This window comes from Pseudomonas sp. CFSAN084952 (assembly GCF_009648855.1).
GTDB classification, from domain to species: domain Bacteria; phylum Pseudomonadota; class Gammaproteobacteria; order Pseudomonadales; family Pseudomonadaceae; genus Aquipseudomonas; species Aquipseudomonas paracarnis.
In genome coordinates this window covers 1,784,226-1,797,333 of the sequence record NZ_CP045767.1, presented here as the reverse complement: position 1 = coordinate 1,797,333, position 13,108 = coordinate 1,784,226, and the positions used below count along the sequence as shown (strand labels likewise).

7 protein-coding genes and 1 pseudogene are annotated in these 13,108 nt (G+C 63.8%); 1 reads left to right on the top strand and 7 read right to left on the bottom strand.

The genetic code is table 11. The features are described from left to right. Nucleotides 1-309 precede the first annotated feature (309 nt). Entirely contained in the window at nucleotides 310-534 is a 225-nt protein-coding gene (locus GH769_RS08275; protein ID WP_014718181.1) for a DUF465 domain-containing protein, read from the bottom strand. 175 nt (nucleotides 535-709) lie between these two features. Here GH769_RS08275 and tkt point away from each other — a divergent pair, with 175 nt between their 5' ends. Then, nucleotides 710-2,767: a transketolase gene (gene tkt / locus GH769_RS08270; RefSeq protein WP_032903879.1), complete on the top strand. Its 2,058-nt coding sequence runs from the start codon at nucleotides 710-712 to the stop codon at nucleotides 2,765-2,767. A gap of 58 nt (nucleotides 2,768-2,825) precedes the next feature. On the opposite strand, the pseudogene GH769_RS08265 reads toward tkt, so the two are convergent. From GH769_RS08265 to lexA, 6 genes and pseudogenes are all read right to left on the bottom strand, one after another. Beyond that, a pseudogene (locus tag GH769_RS08265) lies at nucleotides 2,826-5,337 on the bottom strand (excinuclease ABC subunit A). Further along, complete coding sequence (locus GH769_RS08260; RefSeq protein WP_003191866.1) at nucleotides 5,334-7,046, bottom strand: ATP-binding protein; 1,713 nt, start codon at nucleotides 7,044-7,046, stop codon at nucleotides 5,334-5,336. The pseudogene GH769_RS08265 and the gene GH769_RS08260 overlap by 4 nt, the downstream one beginning before the upstream one ends. Before the next feature lie 101 nt (nucleotides 7,047-7,147). Continuing rightward, nucleotides 7,148-10,219, bottom strand: a complete 3,072-nt coding sequence (locus GH769_RS08255) for an error-prone DNA polymerase (RefSeq protein ID WP_020301595.1) — start codon at nucleotides 10,217-10,219, stop codon at nucleotides 7,148-7,150. A 157-nt stretch (nucleotides 10,220-10,376) separates the two neighbouring features. Next, entirely contained in the window at nucleotides 10,377-11,792 is a 1,416-nt protein-coding gene (locus GH769_RS08250) for a DNA polymerase Y family protein (protein ID WP_032903883.1), read from the bottom strand. 7 nt (nucleotides 11,793-11,799) lie between these two features. After that, a complete protein-coding gene (gene imuA / locus GH769_RS08245) occupies nucleotides 11,800-12,414 on the bottom strand; it encodes a translesion DNA synthesis-associated protein ImuA (RefSeq protein WP_003191873.1) in 615 nt (204 codons plus the stop codon). After that, nucleotides 12,414-13,031 (bottom strand): transcriptional repressor LexA, encoded by a 618-nt coding sequence (gene lexA / locus GH769_RS08240; RefSeq protein ID WP_020301598.1) that lies wholly within the window; start codon nucleotides 13,029-13,031, stop codon nucleotides 12,414-12,416. The genes imuA and lexA overlap by 1 nt, the downstream gene beginning before the upstream one ends. Nucleotides 13,032-13,108 lie beyond the last annotated feature (77 nt).

The window sequence follows — 13,108 nt, the reverse complement described above, 5'->3', positions numbered from 1 at the left end:
TGGGAGGCCGCCTTCGCAGGCAAGCCAGCTCCCACATTTGGATTGTGGGGTGTCAGGTGGATAGGCGTCGGCTGGGAGGCCGCCATCGCAGGCAAGCCCGCTCCCACAGGCAGCATTTGCAGCCGACCGATTCGGCCCTGTGTTGCATGAATTCTGAGGATGCCCACCCGGCTCAAACAACGCAATCCTTGCGCCGCAACAAGCCCCAGAGCCGAGTGGACGGGGCGCATCATAAGGAGTGAAACGGCATTTGTCCTCCAGACAATTCTGAACAAATGTGCACATTCCAAGTGTGTGGCGAGGGATTGCCTAACCCAGCCGCCCCACAATTTCGTCTTTGACCAATAGCCGTTTCTTCTTCAGCTTTTCCACATCCTCATCGCTGGCACTGGCTTTTTCCGCTTTTAGCACCTCAGCGTCGGCGTCGTCGTATTGAGTGAGCAGCGCATCCAACCGTTTGTCCTGCGCCCTGCGTTCGTGAACAACTTCCTTGCTCAACCCCAAGTCCTGATACAGGTCGTGTTTCACTGGCATGGCGTACCTCCACAGATTGATCGATGGTCTACGCCCTTGAAGCTAGCCCATTCCAACAGCTCTTGTCATGTTTGAGGCCAACAACGTCCCGTTCGTCGCGGCGCAAGCGATGGGATCAAACCTTTGCCCCGCCCCGCCCTCCACTGTAGATCGCCACCCCAGGGAGAACGGTTTTATGAATCACGTTGCCACTGCTGCCGACACCCAATGCATCAACACCCTACGCACCCTGGCCATGGATGCCGTGCAGAAGGCCAATTCGGGGCACCCAGGTACGCCCATGGGCCTGGCGCCGGTGGGTTATACGTTGTGGAGTCGCTTCCTGCGTTATCACCCCGAGCATCCTGACTGGCCCAACCGTGACCGTTTTGTGCTGTCGGTAGGGCATGCCTCGATGCTGCTGTATTCGTTGTTGCACCTGGCCGGCGTGGTGGAAATCGATGCCCATGGCCAGCGCTCGGGCGAGCCGGCCGTCAGCCTGGACGATATCAAGCAGTTCCGGCAGATCGGCTCCAAGACCCCAGGCCATCCCGAGTACCGCATGACCACGGGCGTGGAAACTACCACCGGGCCGCTGGGCCAGGGCTGCGCCAACAGCGTGGGCATGGCCATGGCCGAGCGTTGGCTGGGCCAGCGCTTCAACCGCGACGGCCAGGTGCTGTTTGACTACGACGTCTACACCCTGTGCGGTGATGGCGACATGATGGAGGGCATCAGCAGCGAAGCCGCGTCCCTGGCCGGGCACTTGAAGCTCGATAACCTGTGCTGGATCTATGACAACAACACCATCAGCATCGAGGGCCACACTGAGCTGGCGTTCAGTGAAGACGTAATCCAACGCTTCCAGGCTTATGGCTGGCACACCGTGCACGTCACCGACGCCAATGACTTGCCGGCCTTGAGCGTGGCGCTGGAAACCTTCAAGGCCAACACCGGCGCCCCCACCTTGATCGTGGTGGACAGCGTGATCGGCTACGGCTCACCGCACAAACACAACACCGCTGCGGCCCATGGCGAGCCACTGGGAGAGGACGAGATTCGCCTGACCAAGGCCGCCTATGGCTGGCCGCAGGATTCAAGTTTTCTCGTACCCGAAGAGGCCCGCACACTGTTGCGCGATGCCCTTTACGAACGCGCCGAGCCGCTGTACGCCGAGTGGAACCAGACCCTCGCCGCCCTCGACCCGCAACGGGCCGATGAGCTGCAACGCATGCGCGCCGGGGAGATGCCCGAGCAATGGCAAGCACACCTGCCCAGCTTTGCCGCCGATGCCAAAGGCGTCGCCAGCCGTGCTTCGGGCGGCGAGGTATTGAATGCCTTCGCCCAACAAATTCCATGGCTGCTGGGCGGTTCGGCAGATCTGTCGCCCTCGACCAAGACCAACCTCACCTTCGACGGTGCCGGGCGTTTCAGCGCGGGTGACTACAGCGGGCGCAACCTGCACTTCGGTATCCGCGAACACGCCATGGGCGCAATTGCCAACGGCATGGCGCTGTCCTACCTGCGCCCGTACACCTCGACCTTCCTGGTGTTCAGCGACTACATGAAACCGCCAATCCGCCTGGCGGCGATCATGGAATTGCCGGTGATCTTCGTGTTTACCCATGACTCCATCGGCGTAGGCGAAGACGGGCCCACCCACCAGCCCATCGAACACCTGACCCAACTGCGTGCCACGCCGGGGCTGTTGACGCTACGGCCGGGCGATGCGAATGAAACCCTTGAGCTGTGGAAGGTGGCGCTGGCACAAACCCATCGGCCCAGCTGTATGGTGTTATCGCGCCAGGCATTGCCGACCCTCGACCGCAACCACTTTGCCGCAGCTTCCGGCGCGGCCAAAGGTGCGTATGTGTTGGCCGACGCGGATCAACCGAAGGTCATCTTGATCGCCACCGGCAGCGAAGTGGGCCTGGCGGTGGCCGCTTATGAGCAGCTCAAAGACCAAGGCATTGGCGCTCGCGTGGTGTCGATGCCCAGTTGGGAGCTGTTTGAAGACCAGGATCAAGCCTACCGCGACAGCGTCCTGCCGCCTGCGGTAAAAGCCCGTGTAGTGGTGGAGCAGGCAGGGCCCTTGGGGTGGGACCGCTACGTCGGGCAGACCGGCGCCAAAGTGGTGATGAACAGCTTCGGCGCCTCGGCACCACTGGCCAAGTTGCAGGAGAAGTTCGGGTTTACCGTGGAGAATGTGGTGAAGCTGGCCAAAGAGCAGATCCAGCACAACCTCACTGACTAACACGGGGCTTAATGGGGGAGCGGGCTTGCCCCTCCCACATGTTGGGCATCAGCCCCCGTTAGATCAGTGATTGGGCTAGATAAGGTGCGGTGCGGCTGTGTTTGCTCTTGGCAACCTTGTGGGGCGTGCCGCACGCCACTACCGTTCCGCCCAGGTCCCCTGCCCCCGGGCCGATATCAATCACCCAGTCACTCTGGGCCACCACGCGCATTTCATGCTCCACCACAACCACCGTATGCCCCGCCTCCACCAAGTGATTCAACTGGCTGAGCAAACGATCGACGTCCTTGGGGTGCAAGCCGGTGGTCGGTTCGTCCAAGACATACAAGGTGGCGCCCCGGGCGTTACGTTGCAGTTCAGTGGCGAGCTTGATGCGTTGGGCTTCGCCGCCGGACAGCTCGGTAGCCGGCTGCCCCAGGCGCAGATAACCCAGGCCGATATCGCGCAGCACGACTAACGAGCGCAGGATGCCAGGTTGCTCGGCGAACACCTGCACCGCCTGCTCCACCGTCAGCCCCAGCACCTGGGCGATATTCAAGCCCTGCCATTTGATCGCCAGGGTGTCGGGGTTATAGCGCGCGCCGTGGCAGGTCGGGCATGGCGCGTACACGCTGGGCATGAACAGCAATTCAACGCTGACAAAACCTTCACCCTCACAGTTCGGGCAACGGCCCTTGGCGACATTGAAGGAGAACTGCCCGGCATCGTAATTGCGCTTTTTGGCCGCTGGCGTGGCGGCGAACAGTTTGCGCACGTTGTCCGGTGTAGGTCGCCAGGTTGGAGCGCGGCGTGCGGCCGATGGGCTTCTGGTCCACCTGCACCAGGCGCTGGATGTGCTCCAGCCCGGCGCTGATGCGCCCGCCACTGGCTTGCGGTGCAGCATCTTCCAGGCTCGGTTCGTCGTCGCTTTCCAGCACACGCCCCAGGCCCGTGCCCACCAGCTCCAGCAGCGCCTGGCTGACCAGGCTGGACTTGCCCGAGCCAGAAATACCGGTCACCGCGGTGAAACAGCCCAGCGGGAAATCCACGTTCAAATCTTTCAGGTTATTTCGCGTCACGCCTGTGAGCTTCAGCCACCCGGCCGGCTCGCGGCTTGGCGCATTGGCCGGGCGAGGTGGGGCAAACAGGTATTCACGGGTCTGCGAGGCCTCGACGTCCGCCAACCCTGCGGGCGGCCCGCTGTACAACACTTGCCCGCCATGCTCGCCGGCAGCCGGGCCCACGTCGATCAGCCAGTCGGCGCGGCGCATGGTTTCCAGATCATGTTCCACCACAAACAGCGAATTGCCCGCGGCCTTTAAACGATCAAGCGCCGTGAACAATGCTTCGCCATCCGCCGGGTGCAGACCCGCCGAAGGCTCATCGAGCACATAAATAACACCGAACAACTGCGAGCCCAATTGGGTAGCCAGGCGCAGACGCTGCAGCTCCCCGGACGACAGGGTCGGCGTACTGCGCTCCAGGGACAGATAGCCCAGGCCCAGTTCGATCAAGGTGTTGACCCGTTCGAGCAGGTCCTGGGCGATGCGTTGGGCCGCCAGGCGTTTTTCCACCGACAGCTTCATCCTGTCCTGTCCCGCAGCCACCGGCCGCAGCAGCTCGGCCAATTGCGCCAAAGACAGCTGCGACAGCTCACCGATATCCACCCCGGCAAACTTCACCGACAGCGCCGCCTGGTTCAGGCGTTTGCCCTCGCACAATGGGCAGGCGCTGCCTTGCATGAACTGCGATACACGCTTTTTCATCAGCGCGCTTTGGGTGTGGGCGAAGGTGTGCAGGATATAGCGCCGAGCGCCGCTGAAGGTGCCTTGGTAGCTGGGTTCGAGCTTGCGTTTCAACGCCTCGCGGGTCTGCTGCGGGGTGAAGCCGGCGTACACCGGTACGGTGGGGGTTTCTTCGGTGAACAGGATCCAGTCGCGCTGCTTTTTCGGCAAGTCGCGCCATGGGATGTCCACGTCATAGCCCAGGGTCACAAGGATGTCGCGCAGGTTCTGGCCCTGCCACGCCAACGGCCAGGACGCCACTGCACGTTGGCGGATGGTCAATGACGGATCGGGCACCATCAGCGCCTCGGTCACTTCATACACACGGCCCAGGCCATGGCATTGCGGGCACGCGCCCTGGGGCAGGTTCGGCGAGAAGTCCTCGGCGTACAACATGGCCTGCCCTTTCGGATAACGGCCGGCGCGGGAATAGAGCATGCGGATCAAGCTCGACAAGGTGGTGACACTGCCCACCGACGAGCGCGCACTGGGTGTACCGCGTTGCTGTTGCAGGGCCACGGCAGGCGGCAAGCCTTCGATGCTGTCTACATCCGGCACGCCGACCTGGTCGATCAAGCGCCGCGCATAGGGCGCCACCGATTCGAAATAGCGGCGCTGGGCCTCGGCATACACTGTGGAAAACGCCAGGGACGATTTGCCGGAGCCAGACACGCCGGTAAACACCACCAGGGCGTCCCGGGGAATATCCACATCGACATTACGCAAGTTATGTTCACGGGCGCCACGCACCCTGACAAAGCCCGCTTGCCGGGCGGTGAGCGGTGGGATGTTGCGCTGTGAAGTCATGGGCAACCTTGTCTTGCGCTTAGCACCCTGCGCACGCGTTGGGTCAGGGCATCGGGGCTGTAGGGTTTGCTCAGCAGGTGGATATCGGCGCTGAGCAGATGATTGGAAGACAGAATGTCGCGGGTATGGCCTGAGGTAAACAGCACCGGCACCGGCGGGTTCTGCGCGCGGGCCCAGGTGGCCAGGTCGGTGCTCTTGACCCGACCGGGCATCACCACATCGGTGAAGATCAGGTCCGGCGACACGCCGCGCTGCAACACTTGCATCGCGCGGTCGCCATCCTCGGCAATCAGTACGGTATAGCCCGACTGCTGCAGCAACTCGACCACCGTCAGGCGTACGCCTTCATTGTCCTCGACCACCAGGATGGTTTCCTGGCCTCCGCCTTGCAGGTCCGCATCACTGTAGTCGTCGAAGCATTCAGGCTCCAGGCAGTGGGGGAAATACATCTGCACCACCGAGCCCTTGCCCTCCTCGCTCCACATGTCCACGTGCCCGCCACTTTGGCGCACAAAACCGAACACCATGCTCAGGCCCAGGCCGGTGCCGTGGCCTTCGCGCTTGGTGGTAAAAAAGGGTTCGAATGCGCGCTTGAGGGTCGCCTCGGACATGCCCACGCCGGTGTCGGCCACTGCCAGGCGCACGTACTCGCCGGGCTTGATGCTTTTACCGATGCAATCGTCCGGGTTGAGGATGACGTTTTCTCCGGTGATACGAATCACACCCTCGCCCTGCATGGCATCGCGGGCGTTGATCGCCAGGTTGAGCAGCGCGTTTTCCAGCTGGTTGCGGTCGACATTGATGCACCAGGAGTCCTGGGGCAGTTGCACGTCGATATGAATGGTTTCCCCCAACGCCCGTTGCAACAACTCGCCCAGGCCAGCGTAGATGCGCTGCGGGTTGTACACCGCCGGAGACAAGGGCTGGCGACGCGCAAAGGCCAGCAGTTGCGACGACAGCTTGGCCCCACGTTCCACGGCGGCGATGGCCGCGGTGACGCGACGTTGCACCTGGGGGTTGTCCGGTTCATGCCTGGCGAGCAAATGCAGGTTGCCGGCGATCACTTGCAGCAAGTTATTGAAGTCATGGGCCACGCCCCCGGTCAGGCCGCCAATCGCTTCCAGCTTCTGTGACTGGCGCAACTGGTCTTCTGCGGCCGACCGCGCCTGCACTTCAGCGGCTACGCGTTGCTCCAGATTATGGGTGAGCTCCTGGCGCACCCGCTCGGACTTCACCAGTTCGGTGGTTTCCACCACAATCGCCAGCACCCCGGCCGGCTGTTGGTTGTCCCCGGCCACGGGGCTGTAATAGAGGTCGAGCCATACGCTTTCCGGTTGGCCGTGACGCGATAGCACCAGTTCCTTGTTATTGAACGACAAGGTGCCGCCCGCCAGGCACGTATCCACCACATGCCGATTGAACTCGGCCACCTCCGGCCAGCCCAGTTCGACCGGAGTGCCCAAGAGGTAGGGATGGCGCCCGCCGGCAAATGCCGAATAGCTGTCGTTGTAGATCATGTACCCTGCCCGCCCCCACAGCATCACCATCGGCACGGGTGAGGCGAGCATCATTTGCACGGTGCAAGCCAGGCTCGTGGACCACTGATCCAAGGGGCCAAGGTCGGTACTTGACCAGTCAAACGTGCGAATCCGCTGGGCCATTTCGCCGGCCCAGCCTTCACAGCCATGGGGGTTGGATAAAAATTGCATGATTGGGCTCTGTGCAGGGACAAGACAGTCGCAAGTTTTGGAGCGCGCCAGCGGTGGATGGTTTCATCCTGAACACAGAGGAATGCATAAACCCCTGGAACTCAATGAAAATCCCGGCTGCGCACCACCATTCCATCCAGCAGCGGCGTCAAATCGGTGAGGCGCCCCGCGATCAAATGCCGCACCTCACCCACCGCCTCCCAACGGCCGTCCACCTTGAGCAAACGCGAGCCCACCAGCGCCTGGCGCTGACGCTCGGCCAGGTCGCGCCAGACCACCACATTGAGGTTGCCGAACTCATCTTCCAGGGTGACAAAGGTTACGCCGCTCGCCGTGCCTGGGCGTTGGCGCCCTGTGACCAGCCCGGCGATGCTCACGTTGCGCCCATGTTCCACCGCCAGCAACTCCTGGGAACTGCGGCAGCGGCGCCGGCGTAACTCGGCGCGCAACAACGCCAGGGGATGGGGCCCCAGGGTGGTACCGAGGGTGGCGTAATCGGCGTGCAAATCTTCGCCTACCGTGGGCTCGGGCAATGCCACCCGCGTCTCATCGGGGCTCGGCAGGCCGGCAAACAAGCCCAGTTGCTGATGCACACCGGCTACGTCCCAGCGCGCCTGATGGCGGTTGCCGGCCAGGGCGCGCAAGGCCCCGGCATCCGCCAGCAGCGCCTGGGCACGCGTATCCAGGCCGGCGCGCGCGTCCAGGTCAGCGATGTCGTTGAACCGCCGCTGCTGCCTCGCCGCTTCGATACGCCGCCCGTCGTCCTCGCGAAACCCCGAGATCATGCGCAAGCCCAAGCGAATCGCCGGTTGCTGGCCGTCGATGGGCTCCAGGCTGCACTCCCAGTCACTGGCCTGCACATCCACCGGGCGGATCTGCAAGCGATGGCGCCGGGCGTCCTGCAGGATCTGGTCCGGGCTGTAGAAGCCCATGGGCCAGCTGTTGATCAGGGCGCAGGCGAAGGCCGCTGGCTCATGGCATTTGAGCCAGCAACTGGCATAGGTCAGCAAGGCGAAACTGGCGGCGTGGGACTCAGGGAAACCATAGCTGCCAAAGCCCTTGATCTGCTCGAAAATCTGCGCGGCAAAGGCTTCGGTGTAGCCGTTCTTCAGCATGCCGGTGCGCAAGCGCTGCTGATGCGGCTCCAGGCCACCGTGGCGTTTCCAGGCGGCCATGGAGCGGCGCAACTGGTCGGCCTCGCCGGGGCTGTAGTCGGCGGCGACCATGGCAATCTGCATCACCTGTTCCTGGAACAGCGGGATGCCCAGGGTGCGTTCCAGCACGGCTTTCAATTGCGGCGACGGATAGGTCGTGGGCTCTTCATTATTCCGTCGACGCAAGTACGGATGCACCATGCCGCCCTGGATCGGCCCAGGCCGTACGATGGCGACCTCGATCACCAGGTCATAAAACGTCTGCGGCTTGAGCCGGGGCAACATCGACATCTGTGCCCGCGACTCGATCTGGAATACACCGATGGTGTCGGCCTTGCTGATCATGGCGTAGGTGGCCGGGTCTTCTTTGGGAATCGTGGCCAGGCTCAAGTCCCGGTGGCGATGCCGGCGCAGCAAATCGAAACAGCGGCGGATCGCACTGAGCATGCCCAGGGCGAGGATGTCCACCTTGAGCAAGCCGACGGCGTCGAGGTCGTCCTTGTCCCACTGGATAATGGTGCGCTCGGCCATGGCCGCATTTTCCACCGGCACCAGGGTGTCCAGCGGGTATTCGCTGATCACAAAGCCGCCAGGGTGCTGGGACAGGTGCCGCGGAAAACCGATCAGTTGCTGGGTCAACGTCAAGACACGCCGCAGCAGTGGGCTGTCCGGGTCGAAGCCGCTTTCACGCAGGCGCTCCAACGGCGGCGCCTCATCGCTCCAGCGCCCGCAGCAATCGGCCAAGGCGTTGATCTGGTCCGGCGGCAGCCCGAGGGCCTTGGCCACATCACGTACCGCGCCCGTGGCGTGGTAACTGCTGACCACCGCCGTCAAGGCTGCACGGGTGCGGCCATAGCGCTGGAACACGTATTGCAGCACCTCTTCGCGGCGTTCGTGCTCAAAATCCACGTCGATGTCCGGCGGCTCGTTGCGCTCCTTGGACAGGAAGCGCTCGAACAGCAGGTTGGTCAGGCTCGGGTTGATTTCGGTGATGCCCAAGGCAAAACACACCGCCGAGTTAGCCGCCGAACCACGGCCTTGGCACAAAATCGAACGGCTGCGGGCGAAACGCACGATGTCATGCACCGTAAGAAAATAGCTTTCGTAACCCAGCTCGCTGATCAGCTGCAGTTCACGATGGATTTGCTGCAAGGTCTTGTCGTCGATGCCTTCGGGCCAGCGCTGGGCGATGCCTTCTTCGGTGAGGGTGCGCAGCCAGGATTGGGCGTCATGCCCCGCGGGTACCAGCTCGCGTGGATAGTGATAGCGCAACTGGCCGAGGTCGAAGGTGCAGCGCCGCGCGATGGCGAGGGTTTCATCCAGTAAGGCCTGGGGATACAGCGCCGCCAGCGCATCGAGGCTACGCAGGTGGCGTTCGCCATTGGGGTGCAGGCGCGTGCCGGCTTCGGCCACCGGCACGTGGTGGCGGATGGCGGTCATGGTGTCTTGCAGGGCCCGGCGGCCCCGCGCATGCATATGCACATCGCCGCAGGCCACGGCAGGGATTTGCAGACTGTGGGCCAGTTGCAAACGCTGTTGCAGATGGCGCGCATCGTCCTGGCCGCAATGCAGATGCACCGCCAGCCACAGGCGCTGGTCGAAGGTGCGGCGCAGCCAGTCGAGGCTGGCCTGGGTGTCGCTGTCTTGCGCTACCCACAACGCCAAAAGACCGGGCAACGGTTGCTCGAAATCTTCCTGTAGCAGGCGATAGCGGCCCTTTTCAGCCCGCCGCCGGGCCAGGGTGATCAGCCGGCACAGGTGCTGGTAACCGCTCAGGCTCTCTACCAGCAGCACCAGTTTCGGGCCGTTTTCGATGTGCATTTCGCTGCCGATAATCAACGGCAAGTCTACGGCTTTGGCGGCTTGCCAAGCGCGCACGATGCCCGACAGCGTGCATTCATCGGTAATCGCCAGGGCGCTGTAGCCTTGGCGCTTGGCGCGCTCGAAAAGCTCCAGCGCACTGGAGGCGCCACGCTGGAAACTGAAATTGGACAGGCAGTGCAGCTCGGCATAATTCATGCGCCCCCACCTCCTGTTGTAGGAGCGAGCCTGCTGTGGCGAGGGAGCTTGCTCCCGCTGACTGCGCAGCAGTCTCCGGCTTTTATTGGGGGCGCTGCGCACCCCAGCGCAAGCAAGCTTGCTCGCCACAGTAGGTGCGCTCCAGCTGAGGGGATGCTCATGCAAACCACCCTTGCAACCACAGCCCATCGCCTTGCCCCACCGTGCGATAGGCCCACCCCTGCTGGCCGGCGCGGGTCTGGACCAGGTAATAGTCGCGGCGCACATCGGCGCCATCCCACCAGCCGGATTCAATGCGCTCCGGGCCCATCAGGATCTGTACGCCGTGTTCGGCCAGCAAGGTCGGTTGCGGCAATAGCCAGCCTGGGCGGCGGACCTTGTTCAAGCTCGGGCACGCCTGGGGGTCGGTCGCGGCCTGCCAGGCGCATTCGGGGCGGTGGTCGGCCTGAAAACGCAGGCCCTGCACCGCCTCATCCCCCAGACGTGCACGCAGGCGTTCGCGCAACTGTTCCCACGGCAGAGTTTGTTGCGGGCGGTCGTCGAACAGGTCCTGGCGTTGCGGCACGAACACCGGCAAGTCCTCGGCCACCAGGCGCACCCCCCGCACCGGCGCGGTGACCTGTACCTGCTCCAGGCGCCCACGGGCCAGTTCGAACAACATCGAAGGCTCGCGCTCGGCACTGAGCAGGCCCACCTTGATCACGCTGTCGTGTGCCTGGGCGTGTTCCAGGTGCAGGTCAAAGCGCTGCACGCCACTGTCACGCCCGCACAGGAACGCCGACAGATCGCCGGTCAAGCGCCGCAAGGGGAACAACAGCGCCTGGTGGGATTGCACGTCGAAATTCAACTCGATGCGTGCATCGAACTGGTCGGGCGGTTGATAGAACTCCAGGGCCAATGGCCGCTGCCCGCTCAGGGCGTCGAGGTGCTTGAGCAGGCTGGCGTCAAAGCGTCTCGCCAGGGTATGCCGTGGCAAGGCCTGCACCTGGGCCAGGCTGCGCAGGCCCATGCGCGACAAGGCGGTGGCGGCCTGGGGTTCAAGGCCCGCGCGGTCGATAGGCAACGATGCCAGGGCCTGCATCAGGGCGCGGTCATCGGCCACGGCCAGGCCGTCGTAGCCGTTTGCCAATATCCGCGCCGCCGCCGGGTTGGGCGCAGCGACGATGCGATGACGAAAGCCAAGTTCGGTCAGCTCTTTGCGCAAACGCGCCTCAAGTTGCGGCCAGGGCCCGAACAGGCCCAGGCTCGATTCGATCTCGAACAACAAAGCCCGTGGGTAATACAGGCTGACCTGGGAGCTGAAACGATAGGCCCAGGCGGCCAGAAACTGCTGCAGCCGCTCGATCTCCAACGGGTCGTATTCGACACAGGCAAAGTGCTTGACCAGGGCATGGGCCGCCGTCAACGATTGCCCGGGGCGCAGGCCCAAGGCGCGGGCGGCGGCGTTGACGGTTTGCAGTACACGCCGCTGCGGCGTGCCGGCCAGCAGCGCCAGCGGCTGCTCGGGTTCGGGGTGCACACGCTGTGCCCCGTCCAGCGCCAATTGCGGGAAGACAATACACACCCAACGCATGGCAACCTCAATGCCCCGCCAGGGCAATCGGCGCCGGATGGGCCAGCCCGCCACGGCACTTGAGCACCCGCACTTGCGCGGGCCTGGCCTCGACCGCCAAGCGCAGGGCGGCGGGCGAGGCATTGATCGCCTCGCTCAAGGAGCGCCAGGCAAACGCCAGGGTCTGCCCGGTTTCCGCCGCTACCTGCAAACGCCGCAAGGCACGATCATCGGCCTTGCGCGGCCAACACAACACCGCCCCGCAACTGCCCGAACGCAGGCATTGCTCCACCGCCCACAGCGCGTCACGCTCCTCGGCCCGGATGATGGACAACTGGCGCACATCCACCCCGGCGTTCTGCCACGCATGGGGATAGGGGGTATAGGGCGGCGCCACCAGCACAATGCGCTCGCCCAGGGCCGACAAGCGCGCCAGTGTGGGCAGCACCAGTTGCAACTCGCCCACCCCGTCCTGGGCCATCAGGATTTCACTCAAGGCCGATTCCGGCCAGCCGCCACTGGGCAGCACCGCATCCAGCGCCGCCAGCCCCGTGGGATGTACGCTGGCCGGGGGCGCGGCGGGCCGGCCCTTCCAGACTCGCCCGCCATTGAACAGCGAGTCCAGGGCAACCACGGCGCCCATCAGCCTTGCCTCACCAGGCCACAGAACACGCCTTCGATGGCCAGGTCCTGCTCGGGCCCGACCACGATGGGTTGATACGCCGGGTTGCGCGGCAACAGGCGAACCCTGTCGCCGTGGCGCTCGAATCGCTTGATGGTGACGTCGCCGTCCAGGCGCGCCACCACAATCTGCCCGTTCAAGGCTTCGGCAGTGCGGCGTACGCCCACCAGGTCGCCATCGAGAATGCCATCTTCAATCATCGAATCGCCCTGCACCCGCAGCAGGTAGTCGGGGGTTTTGGCGAAGGTGGCGGGGTCCAGTTGCAAGCGGCTGTGCACCTCGGCATCGGCGCCAATCGGCCGACCGGCCGCCACACGGCCGAGCACCGGTACATCCAGCCACTCGGGACGCGCAGGTTGATTGAGCAAGCGAATGCCACGGGCCTGGTTGGGGTTGACCTCGATAAAGCCGGCTTCGGTCAGCGCCACCACATGCTTGCGGGCGACGCTGCGCGAGGCGAAGCCGAACGCCTCGGCGATCTCGGCGAGGCTGGGAGGCTGGCCTTGTTGCGCGATGCGCTCGCGAATGAAGGTCAGGATGGCGGTGCGGCGGGGAGTCAGGTTTGTCATGGAGTACATTTGTACTCCTGTGGGAAATTTCTGACAATAACCGTCAGTCTGCTAATTGCCAGCTACCACATGAAGGCATAGGTATC